The 17,462-nt window shown below is 70.5% G+C and carries 15 protein-coding genes; 10 read left to right on the forward strand and 5 right to left on the reverse strand.

Annotation, left to right across the window (positions count from 1 at the left end; translation table 11 throughout):
* The first annotated feature begins 63 nt into the window (after positions 1-63).
* The 8 genes from fdhD (at position 64) to NE857_RS30265 (ending at position 8,325) form a co-directional block, all read left to right on the forward strand.
* Positions 64-945 carry a formate dehydrogenase accessory sulfurtransferase FdhD gene (gene fdhD / locus NE857_RS30230; RefSeq protein WP_254418692.1) on the forward strand — a complete coding sequence of 294 codons (882 nt, stop codon included), beginning with the start codon at positions 64-66 and terminating at the stop codon, positions 943-945.
* Between the two features lie 363 nt (positions 946-1,308).
* The gene (locus NE857_RS30235) at positions 1,309-1,710 is read left to right on the forward strand and encodes a DUF485 domain-containing protein (protein WP_254418693.1); all 402 of its coding nucleotides are present in this window, start codon (positions 1,309-1,311) and stop codon (positions 1,708-1,710) included.
* Complete coding sequence (locus NE857_RS30240) at positions 1,707-3,401, forward strand: monocarboxylic acid transporter (RefSeq protein WP_254418694.1); 1,695 nt, start codon at positions 1,707-1,709, stop codon at positions 3,399-3,401. Before NE857_RS30235 ends, NE857_RS30240 begins: the two co-directional genes overlap by 4 nt.
* 323 nt (positions 3,402-3,724) lie before the next feature.
* On the forward strand, positions 3,725-4,741 hold the full coding sequence (locus NE857_RS30245) for a sensor histidine kinase (RefSeq protein WP_254418695.1): 1,017 nt from the start codon (positions 3,725-3,727) through the stop codon (positions 4,739-4,741).
* On the forward strand, positions 4,738-5,526 hold the full coding sequence (locus NE857_RS30250; RefSeq protein ID WP_184366384.1) for a LytR/AlgR family response regulator transcription factor: 789 nt from the start codon (positions 4,738-4,740) through the stop codon (positions 5,524-5,526). Before NE857_RS30245 ends, NE857_RS30250 begins: the two co-directional genes overlap by 4 nt.
* Positions 5,527-5,545: 19 nt before the next feature.
* Complete coding sequence (locus NE857_RS30255; RefSeq protein WP_184366385.1) at positions 5,546-5,971, forward strand: hypothetical protein; 426 nt, start codon at positions 5,546-5,548, stop codon at positions 5,969-5,971.
* Positions 5,968-7,623, forward strand: coding sequence for a sodium/solute symporter (locus NE857_RS30260; RefSeq protein WP_254418696.1), 1,656 nt, complete (start codon positions 5,968-5,970; stop codon positions 7,621-7,623). The genes NE857_RS30255 and NE857_RS30260 overlap by 4 nt, the downstream gene beginning before the upstream one ends.
* Before the next feature lie 156 nt (positions 7,624-7,779).
* The gene (locus tag NE857_RS30265) at positions 7,780-8,325 is read left to right on the forward strand and encodes a hypothetical protein (protein WP_184366387.1); all 546 of its coding nucleotides are present in this window, start codon (positions 7,780-7,782) and stop codon (positions 8,323-8,325) included.
* Between the two features lie 91 nt (positions 8,326-8,416).
* Here NE857_RS30265 and NE857_RS30270 read toward each other — a convergent pair whose 3' ends face one another.
* On the reverse strand, positions 8,417-8,566 hold the full coding sequence (locus NE857_RS30270) for a toxin-antitoxin system HicB family antitoxin (protein WP_254418697.1): 150 nt from the start codon (positions 8,564-8,566) through the stop codon (positions 8,417-8,419).
* A gap of 408 nt (positions 8,567-8,974) precedes the next feature.
* Between NE857_RS30270 and NE857_RS30275 the strand changes: the two genes are divergently transcribed.
* Both NE857_RS30275 and NE857_RS30280 read left to right on the forward strand, forming a co-directional pair.
* Complete coding sequence (locus tag NE857_RS30275) at positions 8,975-9,514, forward strand: hypothetical protein (protein ID WP_254418698.1); 540 nt, start codon at positions 8,975-8,977, stop codon at positions 9,512-9,514.
* 147 nt (positions 9,515-9,661) lie between these two features.
* Complete coding sequence (locus NE857_RS30280) at positions 9,662-9,817, forward strand: hypothetical protein (RefSeq protein WP_254418699.1); 156 nt, start codon at positions 9,662-9,664, stop codon at positions 9,815-9,817.
* 70 nt (positions 9,818-9,887) lie between these two features.
* On the opposite strand, the gene NE857_RS30285 is transcribed toward NE857_RS30280, so the two are convergent.
* The 4 genes from NE857_RS30285 to NE857_RS30300 all read right to left on the reverse strand — a co-directional run bounded on the left by NE857_RS30285 (position 9,888) and on the right by NE857_RS30300 (position 17,455).
* Positions 9,888-10,661 (reverse strand): bestrophin-like domain, encoded by a 774-nt coding sequence (locus tag NE857_RS30285; protein WP_254418700.1) that lies wholly within the window; start codon positions 10,659-10,661, stop codon positions 9,888-9,890.
* Positions 10,662-10,928: 267 nt separating this feature from the next.
* Positions 10,929-13,772, reverse strand: coding sequence for a pullulanase-type alpha-1,6-glucosidase (gene pulA, locus NE857_RS30290; protein WP_254418701.1), 2,844 nt, complete (start codon positions 13,770-13,772; stop codon positions 10,929-10,931).
* A 276-nt stretch (positions 13,773-14,048) separates the two neighbouring features.
* On the reverse strand, positions 14,049-15,857 hold the full coding sequence (locus tag NE857_RS30295; protein ID WP_184372398.1) for a phosphoenolpyruvate carboxykinase (GTP): 1,809 nt from the start codon (positions 15,855-15,857) through the stop codon (positions 14,049-14,051).
* 392 nt (positions 15,858-16,249) lie between these two features.
* Positions 16,250-17,455 (reverse strand): DUF1996 domain-containing protein, encoded by a 1,206-nt coding sequence (locus tag NE857_RS30300; protein ID WP_254418702.1) that lies wholly within the window; start codon positions 17,453-17,455, stop codon positions 16,250-16,252.
* Positions 17,456-17,462 lie beyond the last annotated feature (7 nt).

The raw sequence follows: 17,462 nt of genomic DNA on the forward strand, positions 1-17,462 counted from the left end.
ACACCGGGCGCCGGTGGCAGTAGACCGGTACCAGCATCGGGACATCGGAAGGTGGTGCGCGGGATGGGACGGGTGACCGCTCGGGAGAGGATCCTCCGGATCAGGGAGGGCGTAGAGAGCGAACGCGTGGACACGCTCGTGGTGGAGGAGCCGCTGGAGATCAGGCTGGACGGCACTCCGCTGAGCATCACCATGCGTACCCCGGGGAACGACTTCGACCTCGCCGCAGGGTTCCTGGTCAGTGAGGGCGTGGTGGCCGAGGGGCGGGAGGTCGCCGCCATCCGTTACTGCGCCGGGGCCACCGAGGACGGGTCCAACACCTACAACGTGCTCGACGTCTCGCTGGCGCCCGGGGTGCCGCTCCCGGACACCTCACTGGAACGCAATTTCTACACCTCGTCCTCGTGCGGCCTGTGCGGAAAGGCGAGCCTGGACGCCGTCCGGACCAAGGCGCGCTGGCCGGTAGGCGAGGACGGCCTGCGGATCGACGTGCCCACACTGACCGAACTCCCGGAGCGGCTGCGCGAGTCCCAGCGGGTCTTCGACCGCACCGGCGGCCTGCACGCCGCCGGGCTGTTCACCGCCGAGGGTGAGCTGCTGGCCCTGCGCGAGGACGTGGGCAGGCACAACGCGGTGGACAAACTGATCGGGTGGGCGCTGCTCTCCGACCGGCTACCACTGCGCGAGACCGTGCTGATGGTGTCCGGCCGGGCCTCCTTCGAGCTGGTCCAGAAGGCGTGGATGGCTGGCATCCCCATGATGGCCGCCGTCTCGGCGCCCTCCTCGCTCGCCGTGGACCTCGCCACGGAGGCCGGTATGACGCTGGTCGGTTTCCTGCGCGGCCGTTCCATGAACGTCTACGCCGGGCGGGACCGCATTCTCCTGGAAGCTCCGGAGGAGGCTGCCATGCCGGAGGGGTCGCTGACGGTTCCCCCTGCTCCCTGAACCCTGAGCCCTCGGCCTACTGCTCCCTGACCAGCGAACTTCCCGCATCCCCTCGACGGCCCCGGCAGCCCCTGCCGGGGCCGTCCGCTGCCTGGGACGAAGCCGTGGGAGCGATCCCGGACCAGAATCCGCACCACCGTCCGTCGGCCGCTCGTCGTCTGAGGAGACCGTTCGTCGCACGGTGGGCGACCGCTCGACGCTCCGCACCCGCGTTCGGCGCGTGCTCCACCGCGCCCCCTGCTCACATCGAGTGTCGCTCCTTACAGTTCCGAGTAATGCAGGTCACACGAACCGGACATATCGCGGAAACCTGCACCCACCGGCAGCACCGTCCCCGCTTCATCCCCCGGAGGAACCGAACCCATGGCAACTGACAAGCGGACGAAAGATCCGACACCACCGGATGGGAACGGCGGCGACGAGCCCATCAAGGATGCGGCCTACGTCGCCATGCACAGCGACCCCAGGTTCATCGAACTCAAGCGACGCCTGTACCGCTTCATCTTCCCGATGAGCCTGGCGTTCATGGCCTGGTACCTGCTCTACGTCCTGATGTCGGCCTTCGGCCGCGACATCATGGGCGTCGACCTCGTCGGCAACGTCAACGTGGCTCTGGTGTTCGGCATCCTGCAGTTCGTGTCCACCTTCGGTATCGCGGTGCTCTACACCAGGTACGCCAACCGCAACTTCGACCAGACCGCCGCGGAGCTGCGTGAGGAGCTCCAGAACGGCGCGAACGCCAAGGCCGAGGAGGCGAACCGATGATCCTCGCACAAGAAGCGGTCAGCGACAGCAGCCGCGTCGTCACCCTCGTCCTGTTCGGCCTGATGATCGCGGCGACCCTGGGCATCACGGTCTGGGCCAGCCGCAACACCCGTTCGGCCACCGACTTCCACTCCGGCGGCCGCGGGTTCTCCCCGCTCCAGAACGGTCTGGCCATCGGCAGCGACTACATGTCCGCCGCGTCCTTCCTCGGTATCGCGGGCATGATCGCCCTCTTCGGCTACGACGGCTTCCTCTACTCCATCGGCTTCCTCGTCGCGTGGCTGGTGGCCCTGCTACTCGTCGCCGAGCTGCTGCGCAACTCCGGCCGCTACACCATGGGAGACGTGCTCTCCTACCGGATGCAGCAGCGCCCGGTGCGCACCGCCGCCGCGGTCTCGACCGTCGTCGTGTCGATCTTCTACCTGCTGGCCCAGATGGTCGGCGCGGGCGCGCTCATCGCCCTGCTGCTCGGTATCCAGGAGGGGCAGACCTTCCTCGGCATGGACGCCCCGACCGCGAAGATCGCCGGTATCGTCGTCGTCGGCCTGCTGATGACCATCTACGTGGCGTTCGGCGGCATGAAGGGCACCACCTGGGTGCAGATCACCAAGGCCGTCATCCTGATGTCCGGTGCCGCTCTGCTCACCCTGCTGACCCTGTCCCTGTACGGGTTCAACCTGGGCGCGCTGATGTCCGACGCGGCCAACGCCAGCCAGGCGGCCGCCGACGGCAACGCGGCCGGGTTCCTCGAGCCGGGCCTGCGCTACGGCGTCGAGGTGGCGGGCGACCCGCTCCAGACCATGTGGAACAAGCTGGACCTGATCAGTCTCGGTCTGGCGCTGGTACTGGGAACCGCCGGTCTGCCGCACATCCTCATCCGCTTCTACACGGTGCCCAACTCACAGAGCGCCCGGAAGTCCGTGAACTGGGGCATCGGGCTCATCGGTACCTTCTACCTGATGACGCTGGTCCTGGGCTTCGGCGCCGCCGCCCTGGTCGGGCACGAGGCCATCACCGCGCAGGACGCCGCGGGCAACACGGCCGCACCGCAGCTGGCTTCGGTGGTGGGCGAGCGGATCGGCGGCGAGATGGCCGGCGCGGTCCTGCTGGCACTCATCGCCTCAGCCGCCTTCGCCGCGATCCTGTCGACGGTGGCGGGGCTGGTCATCGCCTCGTCCTCCTCACTGGCGCACGACTTCTACAACTCGGTGATCCGCAAGGGCAAGGCCACCGGGTCCGAAGAGGTCAAGTTCGCCCGTACCGCGGCCATCGGCGTCGGTGCGGTCGCGATCGCACTGGCGATCTTCGCGCAGAACCTCAACGTGGCCTTCCTGGTCGCGCTGGCCTTCGCGATCGCCGCCTCGGCCAACCTGCCGACCCTGCTGCTCAGCCTGTTCTGGAAGCGCTTCAACACGGCCGGCGCCCTCGCGGGTATCTACGGCGGCTTGATCAGCGCCGTCGGTCTGGTGTTCTTCTCGCCGGTCGTGTCCGGCTCGGAGAACGCGCTCATGCCCAACGTCGACTTCGCCTGGTTCCCGCTGCCCAACCCGGCCCTGGTGTCGGTGCCGATCAGCCTGCTCTGCGCCGTCGTCGGTACGTACATGTCCAAGGAACGCGACTTCGACAAGTTCGCGATGCTCCAGGTCCGCGCCCTCACCGGCGCAGGTGCGGAGAAGGCGGCCGACCACTAGAACCTCGCTCCGACCAGAGGAGGAGACAGGTCACCCGCCTCGGGCGGTCACTCCCCCCCGGGCCGCCTCCCCGGCCCGGCGCAACCGCCGACCCGTCTCCCGTCCACAGGGCCCGCCACTTCTCCCGGGGTGGCGGGCCCGCCCTTGCCCTTCCGCACCGGCCCCTGCCCCGACCAGGCCCCCTTTCGAAAAGGAGACCGCCGCGACGTGAGCGCCGACACATTTTGCGGGGATAAGATCGTTCCGTGTCTTATCGGTGGCTGTCGTGGCTTTCCCCCTCCCGGCGCCCCACGTCTTCGGAACGCCGGGCGAGTGTCGAGTTGATGCGCCAGGTCCACGCCCTGGGTGTCGACCTCCAGGACGGTCTGCACGGGCGCGGGGTGCATTCCGCCGCCCGGCGGCTACGCAAGGTCCTGGCCGTGGACGGGGTGCTCCTCGCCGACCTCGACGGACCGGTCACCTCCCACGGGAGATGCCCGGAGTCCGCCGAGGTCGAAGGGCTGCTCTCCCAGGTCTTCGAGTACGGCGGCGGCGCCCGCTCCCGCCTGCCCGACGGCTCCTCGGTGTGCGCCGTGCCGCTGACCGTCGCCGACGAACTCTCCGGTGCCCTGGTGGCCTCGGGCGACCCGGTGGAGGCGGACCTGGAGGCGGCCGCGGCCCTGGTCTCGGACTCCCTGGACCACGCGGCGCTGCGGCGGGCACGTGCCCGGATCGCCGCCGCGGACCTGCGCACCCTGCGCGCGCAGATCTCCCCGCACTTCGTGCACAACGCGCTCGCGGTGATCGCCGCCCTGGTGCGTACCGACCCGGACCGGGCCCGCCAACTGCTGTCGGACTTCGCCGACTACCTGAGGTACGGGTTCTCGGACAAGGGCGACTACGCGACGGTCTCCGACGAGCTGGAGGCCACCCAGACCTACCTCGAACTCCAGCGGGCCCGCTTCCACGACCGCCTGGACATCACCGTGCGCATGGCTCCCGAGGTGCTGCCGGTGGCCATCCCCTTCCTGGTGGTACAGCCGATCGTGGAGAACGCCATCCGGCACGGGCTGGAGCGCAAGGAGGGGACCGGGCACATCAGTGTGTCCGGCTTCGGCGAGGGTCCGCTGTGCGTGATCGAGATCGAGGACGACGGGGTGGGCATGCACCCGGAGCTGGCCCGCGCCCTGCTGGCGGGCACCGGGCCGGAGTCGCGCAGCGTCGGCCTGGCCAACGTCGACCAGCGGCTGCGGGCGGTCTACGGGCCGGAGTACGGTCTGGTGATCGAGACCGCGCTGGGAGAAGGGACGAAGGTGACCGTGCGCGTACCGAGGTTCGCACCGGGGGTGGTGGTTCGATGAGGCCCGAGCTCCGTGTGCTGGTGGTGGAGGACGAGGCCTCCACCCGCCAGGAGATGGCTTCCCTACTGGGCGACATGCCCGAGGTGGCGGAGGTCCTGGTCGCGGACAACGGCGCCACCGCCGTGCGGCTGCTGGGCACCACCAGCATCGACGCCGCCTTCCTCGACATCCTCATGCCCGGGCTGGACGGCATGGACGTGGCCCGGGTGCTGAGCGTGATGTCCGAGCCGCCGTCGATCGTGTTCGTGACCGCCTCCGAGGCGCACGCCGTGGAGGCCTTCGGGATCGGGGCCGTCGACTACCTGCTCAAACCGATCCGCCCGGAGCGGCTGGCCGAGGCGGTGGGGCGGATCGCCCAGCTGCGCAGGCCCAGCGGTTCGGCCTCCCCGGCCGAGGACCTGCACGTGGTGCAGATCGACACCGGGCGGCGCACGGTGTTCGTCAAGCGCGACGACGTGCAGTTCGTGGAGGCCCAGGGCGACTACGTGCGCCTGCACACCGCCGACGGCACCCACCTGATCCGGCTGTCGCTGTCGTACCTGGAGGAGGTCTGGGCCTCGGCCGGGTTCATCCGGGTGCACCGCGGTTTCCTGATCGCCATCCCGTGGGTGCGGGACCTGCGGGTGACCTCGTCCTCGGGGCTGGTGGCCGGAACGCCCGCCGGTGACGTACCGGTGAGCCGCAGGCACGGCCGCCATCTGCGCGAACAGCTCCTGGAAGCGGCCAAACGGGACCAGCTGGGCCGCTCGGCCCGCCCGCCCGGAACGGCCAAGGAGCAGCCGTGACCGGGGAACGGGGGCGGCCTTGAGCCCGCGCCGGGAGAAGCTGACCAGCCCGCAGACCCGGATCGCCCTGGCCCGGGGCAACCGGCCCGCGCACCACCTGCTGCCGGTCCCCGAACCGGTGGACACCGAGGCGGCGCGGCGGCTCTTCCAGTCCCAGCGGCGCACCGCCGTGCGCACGGTGGTGCTGCTGGCGGTACTGCTCTTCGGGCTGAGCGGGTCCTTCGCGCTCTTCCCGGCCCTGGGCGAGATCCGGCTGGCCGAGGTGCCGGTCTCGTGGCTGCTGCTGACCGTGGGGATCTACCCGGTGCTGTTCGGGCTGGCGCTGTGGCACGTGCGCGCGGCCGAACGCCTGGAGGACGAGGCCGAGGACCGGGCCCCTCATCGCGGCGGCGACCGCGACGACGGCCGAGGCGGCACCACCGACGAACCCCACGGGCCACCATGACCGCGGCCGTACTGGCGATCGGCCTGGTCCTGGTCACCAGCCTGTTCATCGGCGTCTACGGGGTGCGGGCGGCCCGCTCCACCTCCGACTTCCTGGTGGCCTCGCACCAGGTCTCGCCCAACTGGAACGCGCTGGCGATCGCCGGTGAGTACCTGTCGGCCGCCTCGGTCCTGGGCCTGGCCGGGCTACTGCTCAAGAACGGCCTGGGCACCATGTGGTACGCGGTGGGCTTCACCGCGGGCTACGTCGCCGTGGTCGCCCTGGTGGCGGGGCCCATGCGGCGGTCGGGGGCGTTCACCGTGCCCGACTTCGCCGAGTACCGGCTGGGCGCGCCCCGGCTGCGCAAGCTCTGCGGCTGCGTGGTCCTGGTGATCATGCTGCTGTACCTGGTGCCGCAGTTCAAGGGCGCCGGGGTGGTGCTGAGCCTGGTCAGCGGAACCCCCTACTGGGTGGGCGTGCTGCTGGCGGGGCTGGTGGTGAGCGGCTCCATCGCGGCGGGCGGGATGCGCTCGGCCACCTACGTGCAGGCCTTCCACTACCTCATCAAGCTGGCCTTCCTGGCCGTGCCCGCGATCTACCTCGTCGTGCACGCGGGCGCCGACACCCGCGCCGAGGCGCTGCACCCGGAGTGGGGCACCTCCTTCCCCGAGACCACGGCGGTGGAGTTCACCGTGGGCACGGACTTCAGCCTGAACGAGCCGGTGACCGTGGTCACCGCCGAGGGCGAGGAACTGGAACTGGCCGCCGGGGACCACTCGGCGGCTCGGGGCACGGAGTACGTGTTCCCGGAGGGCGCCACCATCCCGCACCCGGCGGGCCTGCCGGAGCTGGGCAGCGAGCGGTGGAGCACCCCGCTGCTGGACGTGGGCGGCTACCCGCTGTTCGAGACCTGGTCGACGCTGCTGGCCATCACGCTCGGCTGTATGGGCCTGCCGCACGTCATCATGCGCTTCCACACCAGTCCGAGCGCGCGGATCGCCCGCCGGGTGGCGGTGGGCGTGATCGCCCTGCTGGGGCTGTTCTACCTGTTCCCCACGGTCTACGGGCTACTGGGCCGGGTGCTCACCCCGCAGCTGGTGATGCTCCAGGGCACCGACACCGTCGCGGTGGTCCTGCCAGCGCAGGCCGTACCGGGTTCGGCGGGTACGATCCTGACCGCGCTGGTCGCGGCGGGGGCCTTCGGCGCGTTCCTGTCCACGTCCTCCGGGCTGCTGCTGGCCCTGGCCGGCGGCCTGTCCCACGACCTGTTCCAGGGCAGCGTGCCCCGGCTGCGGCTGGCCGTGGCGGTCGGCGCCTGCGTGGCGGTGCTGCTGGCGCTGCCCGCGCAGAGGATCGACATCAACGTGTTGGTGGTGTGGGCGTTCACGGTGGCGGCCTCGACCTTCTGCCCGCTGCTGGTGCTGGGCATCTGGTGGCGGCGCCTCACCCTGCCTGGGGCGGCCGCGGGGCTGATCGTGGGCGGGGTGACCGCCACCGGCGCGGTCGGCTGGTCGATCCTGTTCGCCACCCCCCAGGGATGGCTGACCGTGCTGCTGGCCCAACCCGCCGCCTGGACCATCCCGCTGGCCTTCCTGACGATGGCGGCGGTCTCCCGCCTCACCCGCCCCCCGGAGTGGGCGGAGCACGCGGTACTGCGCCTGCACTCCCCCTGATCCGACCGAGGACCGACCGCTCTCCGCGTAGGACCGGGCCACCCGTGCCCGAGCGCTCGGGGCGCCGCCCACGCGGGACCAAAGGCCTTGGCGCGCCGGCCAACCGGTTGGTAGGTTCACAGCGCCCCAGGCCGAACCCGCCACCGGAAGGACAAAGTGCCGCCCCCCATCTCCCGTCGCGCGCGATTCACGTCCCGGCTCACCGCCACGACCGCTTTGGCCGCCTGCTTCGCACTCTTCCTTCCCGGCACCGCCTTCGCCGAGATGGGCCAGGTCCGCACCGAGACCCGGGAAATCATCATCACCGAGGAGGGTGTCTACGAGGTCGGCGAGGACGTGGAGAGCCTGGAGGCCTTCCTGGAGGAGAACCCCGAGTACGCACCCTCGGTGGAGGACCCCGACGGCTTCAGCACCCTGGCGACCACCTCGCTGCCCCTCACCCACGGCACGCTGACCACGAGCACCACCAACTGCGACAGTGCCACGGTCCGTTACAGCAAGACCAGCGGTTCACGGCTCACCATCCGGTTCTCCGTCGCCCAGGTCGGCCGACTCACCCAGACCGGCGGCATCATGAGCATCGTCGCGGGCCAGTCCCGTAGCTACTCGGTCAGCCTCCGCCCCGTCGGCAACGTTCAGGGCCGCATGTACGTCACCCAGCAGGGCACCACCTTCACGAACAACTACATCAGCTGCCGCTAGCCCCCCCCCGGCCCGCAACACAGGGGGAGGCGCGAACCGCTCGCCGTCCGTGCCTCCCCGTCTGTTCCTGTTCCGCTCCGTGTCGCCAGTCTCATGGCCGCCGACCGGTTGGGGGGACGCTCTGCTCCGCCGCCTCGGTCACGAGGTGCCGGTGCGGTTCCGGGGGAACACGGACCTGGGACTTCCCCGATTGGGCGCGCTCCACGGTCGGCAGTGGTGGCTCCTCACCGGTGGCGACCATGGCCTCCACCGTGTCGGCCGCGAGCTGACGAATACCCTCGAATGCCTCCTAGCTCCCGGAAGCGACCCAGGACAGGGGCGGAAACTCGGCCACGGTCCCGGCATGGGCCTCGCCCTCCGCCGACCACTGGACACCGTAGGCACAGTGTTCCGCACCGTTCACCGTTTCTCGATCGCAGCGAGGACCTGTCTCACCTGGCAGCCCCTCGCCCTTCCACGATCACTGTGAGTATTCACCCGCGGATCCCCTGACCAGGGCATCCTGCAAACCTGGTGCGAGGTACCGCCCTGTCGCCGCGGACCGAGGTAGTGCGCGCACACCTTCGCCGAGTCCGCGAACCGAACCGACAGGCCTGGGAGCGGGTTGATTCCGCGCCTGGGGACCGCACACACCCCCTACGATCACCATGTGAACATTCCACGCCACGAGGAGTCACCGCCCTGCCTTTCGGATCGGCGCCCACCGCCGTTCCGGAACCGGCGTGCGCGCAAGGGGGCCTCCGTCCTCTTCGCGGCGGTGGCGGCGAGTGCGCTCGTGCTCGCCTGCGGATCCGCTCCGGCGTTCGCCCGGCAGACGGAACCCAGGGTGGAGGTGGGGCCGTCGGGGGTGTACGTCGATGACGGGGTCAACCGGGTGGACGTCAACCCCGGAGGGACCCGGGTGGACACCCCCGGCGCGCACGTCGACGTCCGACCCGGGTCGCACGTCCTGGTGTGCGCCAACGGGGTTAGGGTGGTCGTGCACGCGGGGCAGGCGCCGAACTGCCCCCAGCCGCCACCGGCACCCCCCGCTCCCGAGCCGCCCGCTCCAGCACCGCCCGTTCCGGAGCCACCGGCCCGGGTGGACCCTGCGCCGCCACAGAGCCGGGAGGCGCCCCCGGCGGCCCCGTTCGAGCCCGCGCCGGTCGAGTCGGCACCCGTCGGGCCCGAAGCCGGCCCCGTGCCCTAACGCGCTCCGGCCGAACCGGAACCAGAGGCCGCCCGGGAGCTGCCCGAGTCCGCACCGGAGGCCTCGCCGGCGCCCGTCGAGGCCCCAGCCACCGGACCTCCCGCCGAAACCCCAACCACCGGACCGCCCGCCGAACCTCCGGCCGCCGTGCAGCGGGAACTCCTGGTGGACGCCGCGGTGCCCGCTCCGGCCGAGTCCGCTTCGGCGTTCACCCCGATGCGCACGATGGCGGTCGTCGCGATCGTCGCCGCCGGTGCCGCCACCGGTGCGAGCCGCGCGATGGCCGCCCGCGCCTGCGAGTAGCGCTGGGCCCGGCCACGGTGCCCGTCCCCTCCGTTTTCAGGGGGGGTCGGGGACCGCCGGTCGGCCCGGGCTAGGGGCGTTCCAGGGTCAGGTCCGCCCGGTCGAAGCCGACCACCGCCTCCTCCATCACCTCCGAGTCGTTGGCCAGGACACCGCTGTACGGGTTCCCCATGAAGAACAGCATCACGATGGTGCCGAAGACGAACACCAGGTTCACCCCGGCCCAGAAGTAGGCGGTCCCGGCTCCCGACTTGATCATGGCGAACGGAAGCACCGCGACGACCAGTGCCGACAGCGCCGAGACCGCCAGCAGGGCCGGGGGGATCTGGTTCTCGGCGGCGTCGGCGCGTTGGTTCCGCGCGTCGCTGAGCTTGGTGACCTCCTGGCGGGCGGTCAGCCGGTCCAGGCCGTCTCCGGTGTCGGACACCGACAGGCCCCGCACCGACGCCGCGAGGGCCGCGAGGTCGTCGTCACCGACGCGGCTGAGCTCCCCCTGGGTCTCCATCAGCGGCCAGTCGTCCTCGAGGACCGTCTCCAGGTAAGTGCGCAGGTGGCCGCGCACGGCCTCGCCCTCCTCGCCCGGAAACGCGGTACTGCTCCAGTACAGGGCCTGGGCCGCACCGGCCTCGGCGATCATCTCGTCCTCGGCGGTCTTGTACTCCTCCCAGCCGATGACCACGGACATGGCCGCGGCCACGAGGTACAGCGACAGCACGCAGGGGGCGATGATGACGCCCACAGCTCCGCCGGAGAAGTCGTCGGTGATCCGGAAGCGCCGGGCGGCCAGCACCGCCCCGCCGACCATGGCGGTCAGGACGGCGAGGACGACGAACAGCGTGAACATGAGTTTTCCCAGGTGGTCTCGGCAGGAGGACGGATCATCCTAAGCACGGGACACAGCGCCGTTCCGGGGAAACGGAAAAGCTTCACCGGGACGTTCCCACGGTCGGCCGGTGTCTTTGCGCAGATATCCTGACCTGCCCGGACACACTTCTCGGCCGAGCCGCCACAGCAGGCCGAACGGATGGCGGCCGCCGCCCCGGGAGGGCCCGGGGCGGCGGCAGTCCTGGTCGGGCGCGGGACGAGCGCGTTCCCCGGCCCGGATCGCTCGTCAGTCCTGCACGAACACCGCGACCGTGCGCGGAGGCACCGTCAGGGTGCCGGTGTCCGGGGTGAACGAGGAAGCGCGCACGGTCTCGTCACCGGACTCGGCCTGGACCGGGTGCAGGGCGACGGCACCGCCGGCCAGAGCGTCCACTCCCTGGTCGACGGTGTCCGGGGTCGCGTTGAACACGACCGTCACCGACGACCACTCGCCGTCCAGGCCCCGGGTGTCCACGTGCATCGTGACGACGCCGGGCAGCTCGTCGGCTCCGCTGGTCGGGAAGGTCACGCGGGCCTGGACCTCCTCGGCCGTACCCAGGGAGAACGCCGGAGTGGACGCCCGCACGCGCATCATCTCGCCGAAGCGCTCACGGCTCTCCTCGATCGCCGCGCAGTCCGCGACCAGCGCGGGGTCGGCGAGCAGGGGCCGGGCGTAGTCCCACTTGTCCTCGTTGTCCCAGGCCGGCGGCAGGCCGACGCCGAAGTTGTTGCCCTGGCCGCAGTCCCAGTTCAGCCGGTTGAACCAGTCTCCCGAGTCGTAGGAGTTGCGGTCCAGCGACTTCGAGCGCAACCGTTCGCTGCCCGCGTGCACGAACACCGTGCCCTGACCGAACACCGCCGTGCCCAGGGAGAGCGCCTGCATCCGCACCCGGTCGTCCATCGGGGTGTCCTGGGGCAGCTTGTAGGCGAGCGCGTCGTAGAGGGTCTCGTTGTCGTGCGCGTCCACGTAGGTGACGGCTTCCCCCGGTGCGAGGTTGTACCCGGCGGGGGTTCCGTTGTAGTCCACCTCGCCGCCGGTCACCCGCCGACCGGAGGAGTCCGTGAACCGGTAGTCGCGCAGATTGCCGGTCAGCCCCACCTTGACGAGGTCCTGGTAACCGAGCAGCCGCGCGAGCTGCTCCTCCTCGGTGCCGTTGGCGGGCGAGCCGTTGGGGTCGGTGTACAGGCCGGAGCCGAAGCCCTGCGCGCGGGGGTCCTCGTCGAAGGGCCCGCCGCCGCGCACCCCGTCACGGAGCCGGTCGTTGAAGGTGCCGACTCCGGTACCGGCCATGTTGGTCTGCGTGGCCTGTTCGAAGCGGGCGTCGTCAGCGACCTCGCCGAAGTTCCACCCCTCGCCGTAGAGCAGGATCGACGCTCCGTCGACCCCGTCCTCCTCAAGCGTGAGCTCGTCGAGTGCGGCACGCACGTCCAGGATGTTCTGCTTGGGATGGTGGCCCATGAGGTCGAAGCGGAAGCCGTCGACCTTGTGGTCGCGCGCCCAGGTGGTCACGGAGTCCACGACGAGCTTGCCCATCATGAGGTGCTCGGGTGCGGTGTTGGGGCAGCAGGTGGACGTGGCCACGCCGCCGTCGGCCTCCAGGCGGTGGTAGTAGCCGGGCACGATCCGGTCCAGGACCGACTGCTCGTCCTGCCCGGCCTGGTGGGTGTGGTTGTAGACCACGTCCATCACCACGCGCAGCCCGGCGTCATTGAGGGCCGCCACCATCCGGCGGAACTCGGTGAGGCGCGCCGCGCCGTCGGGTTCGGTGGCGTAGGAGCCCTCGGGCACCGTGTAGTGGTACGGGTCGTAGCCCCAGTTGAAGGCGTCCTCGCCGCGGACCTCGGCGATACAGGCTTGCTGCTCCTCGGAGTCGGGGGCGAAGGAGTCCAGGTCGCAAGGGGGTTCGGCACGGTCGGCCGGGTCCTCGGGGACCGAGCCGATGTCGAAGACGGGCAGCAGGTGAACGTAGTCGACTCCGTCATCGGCCAGGTCGGCGAGCTCGCGCATCCCGGTGGAGCCGGACTCGGTGAAGGCCGCGAAGGTGCCGCGCAGTTCGGCTGGCACCGTCGGGTCGGAGACGGAGTGGTCGCGCACGTGCAGTTCGTACACCGCGGCCGCGTGCGAGGGCACGGCCTCGGGCTTGGCCAGATCGGACCAGCCCTGCGGGGCCAGGTCCGGGTCACTGAGGTCGACCAGGTGGGAACGGGTGGATCCGGTGGCCAGCGAGACGCTGTAGGGGTCGGTGACCCGGTTGTCCACCACGGCCCCGCGGCCCTCGTCCGCGGAGGGGGAGAACACCCGCACGTCGAACGTGTAGTAGCGCCCAGACCAGCTCACCGGGCCCTTGACCGACCACACACCGGTCCGGTGGTCCTGCCGCATGCGTACGGTGCGCGACGTGCCCGTGGTGGGGTCGTCGTAGAGCTCCAGGCTCACGGACTGGGCGGTCGGCGCCCACAGGGACACCGTGGGACGGCCCCGGGAGTCCCAGACCGCACCGAGTTCGGTCTCTGCCGCGGCCGCGTAGACGTCGTCGAGCACACCGGGGATCTGGACCCCGGTCGCGGCGGTGACGGCGCCCTCCCCGTCACGTTCCACGACGGCGAGCTGCCCGGTGAGGGCCGAGCGCAGCAGCGGAAGGTCGACCCCGTCGACGGTCAGGGCGGACAGGTCGGCCAGGTGGGGCCAGGCTTCTCGCTGCTCGTCGGTGGGGCCGTCGGGGGCGGGGGCCAGGTCCAGGGTCTGGTGGGTTCCGCCGAGCACGCCCTCGGAGAGGTCGAGGTCCCCCTCGGCGGAGGAGACCAGGGCGTAGGTGTGCTCCGTGTCGGCCTCGGCGGGCCAGAGCACGGTGGTCCGGTCGATCCAGTGGGCGCGCTGCGCGGTGAGGTCCACGCCCACAGTCTGCCCCGCGGGTTCGGTGGGGGCCGGGACGGCGGAGGCGCTCGCCGTGGCGCCGAACAGCACGGGGAGCGCGAGGGCCGTGGCGGCGAGGACGGGGACGGCGGCGCGTACCGCGCGTGCGGCGGGAGGGGCGCTGTCGGGGCTGCGTCCGGCGCGGGGGCGCTCGGACCGGTGGTACGGGGGTCTCATAGGGGGTGCCCGGTCCTCTCGGAGAAGGAGGTGTCCCCGGCAAGCTAATGAGACCTGACTCACTCCTGCAAGAGTTTCCGTCATTTTTCTGAAAACTTGCGCGCTGGAGGCAGCATGGTGGAGGGCAATCCCGGATCGGCCCTGGAGATACCGACGGCCCGGGGCCCGGACACGGCGAAGGGGGTGCGGCACCGTGGTGCTCGCACCCCCTCGGGTGTCAGCCGTCCCCTTGCGCGGAAAAGGTGGGGACGACCCGAACGGCTACTCCGCCGGAGGTTACTTCTCCAGGCGGTTCAGCAGCGCGTGGTACTCGTCCCAGAGCTCGCTGGGCAGGTCGTCACCGAAGGTCTTGAAGAACTCGGGGACCAGGGCGGCCTCCTGCTTCCAGACGTCGGTGTCCACGTCGAGGACGAACTCCATGTCCTCGGCGGAGATGTCCAGGCCCTCGGTGTCGATGCCGTCCGCGGTCGGCAGGTAGCCGATGGGGGTCTCGACCGCGGTGGCCTCGCCCTCCAGGCGGTCGACGATCCACTTGATGACGCGGCTGTTCTCACCGAAGCCGGGCCACACGATCTGGCCGTCGGCGTTCTTCTTGAACCAGTTGACGTAGAAGATCTTCGGCAGCTTGGTCTCGTCGGCCTGCTTGCCGAGCTTGACCCAGTGGGCGAAGTAGTCGCCCATGTTGTAGCCGCAGAAGGGCAGCATCGCGAACGGGTCCCGACGCAGCTCGCCGACCGAGCCCTCCTGGGCCGCGGTCTTCTCGGAGGACACGTTGGCGCCCAGGTAGACGCCGTGCTGCCAGCTGAAGGACTCCGATACCAGCGGCACCGCGGTGGCGCGGCGGCCGCCGAAGAGGATCGCGGAGATCGGGACGCCCGCGGGGTCCTCCCACTCGTCGGCGATGGTCGGCGCCTGGCCGGCCGGGGTGGTGAAGCGGGAGTTCGGGTGCGCGGCGGGCTCACCGGACTCGGGGGTCCAGGGGCGGCCCTTCCAGTCGGTGAGGTTGGCGGGCGCCTCCTCGGTGAGGCCCTCCCACCAGACGTCGCCGTCCTCGGTGAGCGCGACGTTGGTGAAGATGCTGTTGCCCCAGAGGGTCTCCACCGCGTTGGCGTTGGTCTTGGCGCCGGTGCCGGGGGCGACGCCGAAGAAACCGGCCTCGGGGTTGATGGCGCGCAGCTGGCCGTCGGCGTCGAAGCGCATCCAGGCGATGTCGTCGCCGACGGTCTCGACCTTCCAGCCGGGGATGGTCGGCTGGAGCATGGCCAGGTTGGTCTTGCCGCAGGCGCTCGGGAAGGCGGCGGCGACGTAGTGGGCCTTGCCCGCGGGCGAGGTCACCTTGAGGATGAGCATGTGCTCGGCCAGCCAGCCCTCGTCGCGGGCCATCACCGAGGCGATGCGCAGCGCGTAGCACTTCTTGCCGAGCAGTGCGTTGCCGCCGTAGCCGGAGCCGTAGGACCAGATCTCGCGGGTCTCGGGGAAGTGCGAGATGTACTTGGTGGAGTTGCAGGGCCAGGCGACGTCCTGCTGGCCGGGCTCCAGGGGGGCACCGACGGAGTGGACGGCCTTGACGAACTCGCCGCGCTCCTCGATCAGGCGCAGGGCGGCCGAGCCCATGCGGGCCATGATGCGCATGGAGACGACGACGTAGGCGGAGTCGGTGATCTCGACGCCGAGCTGGGAGATGTCGCCGCCCAGCGGGCCCATGCAGAAGGGCACGACGTACATGGTGCGACCGCGCATGGAGCCCTTGAAGACCTCGCCGAAGGTGGCGCGCATCTCGTCGGGGGCGATCCAGTTGTTGGTGGGACCGGCGTCCTCCTTCCGCTCGGAGCAGATGAAGGTGCGGTCCTCGACCCGGGCGACGTCCGTCGGGTCCGATGTGCAGTAGAAGCTGTTCGGGCGCTTCTCGGGGTTGAGGCGGGTGAAGGTGCCCTGCGCGACGAGCTCGTCGGTCAGGCGGGTCCACTCCTCCTCGGAACCGTCACACCAGACGACCTGGTCCGGCTGGGTGAGCTCCGCGACCTCACGAACCCAGGAGACGAGCTCCTCGTTGTTGGTCGGGGCGGCGCCCACGTCAGTACCCACGTCAGCAGTCACAACGGCTCCTCTTCGAACGACGAGATCCCTCGAATCATGAACGACGAGTGCCGAAACTGACCAATTGGTCTAGGCCAGTGGTCTATACGCGTGCCGCCGAAGAGCCTGATTCCGCTGCACAGCGGGGGATTCAGGTGGTTCACCAACGTGCCGAAACACACCTGGAGAGGGAGTGTTCCACTACTGTTCGGAGCCGCTTTCCCCTGCACCGCAGGCAAGTGCCCCACCAGCCCCAACACGCGGTGCTGTTCGTCACACAACAGTCACAGCGTGCCGGGGCCGGCGGATTAGACCTCTGCCGGGGCACGGGTCAACGCCCTGCGGGTTCGCCAGCGGTTCGGACCGTGCTTCAGGAGTGGTCAGGCCAAGGATTCAGGCCGTCAGCAGTCCTGTCCGCTGTTGATGCACTCGACCATCCGGTCCATGAGGTCGGCCGGCATCACGTTGATGTGGTCGGAGTGGTCCGTGATGGGGGCCCGGCGCTGCTCCGGGAAGCCGTCGAGGGCGAAGTTGGGACCGTCGGGCACCTCGTAGACGAGGGTGTGGCTCAGCTTGGGGACGGCGGTGAAGCCCTCCGCGCAGGAGCCGTCGTCCTCGGGGAAGACGATGTGCGAGCGGTTGTCCTCGCTCTCGAAGTCACGGCCGTTCCAACAGCTGGGGAACTCCAGGATCCGCACGACGTCACGGCCCTGGGGGCAGAGCGGGTACCGGTCGCCGAAGGCCCGGTCCTCGAACCCGGTACAGGTCCACTGGGCGTTGGCGTTGACTCCCTCCGCCGTGGCGGCGCGCGCGTTGCCGGTGAAGATCTGGAGGAACTCCGGCATCGCCGCCACCGGCCCCCGGGGGTTGCCGACGAACTCGATCCGGACCTGGGAGGGGGTCAGGATCGCGCCGAGGTTGCCGTCGAGCCCGCCACCGGACTGGTCGGCGTCCTCGCCCTCGCGGGTGGTGTCGCGCAGCACCGGCCAAAAGTGCATGGAGCGGTCGCCGTCCGGGCAGGTGGTCTCGCCCTGGAGCAGGATCTGGTTGTTGGCGCCGACGTCCCCGGTGAAGCGCTGGACGTCCTGGTTGCCGACGTAGTCGTGGGTGTGCTGGGCGCCGTGCTCGACCCCGGGGGCGACGATCACGTTCTCGGAGTTGAACAAGCCGTTCTCGTTGCGCCCGCAGTCGACGGTGAAGGTGCCGGTGGAGGCCGCCTCCCCGAACCCGGGCCCGGTGTCGCGCGGGGGCGCCTCCCCGATGTCGGCGAAGTCCTCGGGGAAGGGCCCGATGACCAGCTCGTCCTCGTGCTCGCCGTCTCCGTGACCGCCGTGTTCGTCGCCGTCGTCCGGCGCCTCCTCGGGGCTCTCCTCCGTGCCGTCCTCGGCTCCCTCCTCCGGGTTGCCCCGGTCCTTGTGCTTGCCCTTGTCCTTGCGGTGGTCACCCTCCCAGGCGCCGACCAGGCTGCCGGTGACCAGTTCCCCGTTGGCGGCGGTGGCGATGGCGCCGCCGCCGAGAACGAGGGCCAGTGCGGCCAGAACGGCGGTGATCTTTCGGGAGCGGGGACTCGACCGTCCTCGGGACGGTCGTGTGGGGTGTTCGCGCATGGTGGCG

Origin of the sequence: Nocardiopsis exhalans (assembly GCF_024134545.1) — a bacterium.
Taxonomy (GTDB): Bacteria; Actinomycetota; Actinomycetes; order Streptosporangiales; family Streptosporangiaceae; genus Nocardiopsis; species Nocardiopsis exhalans.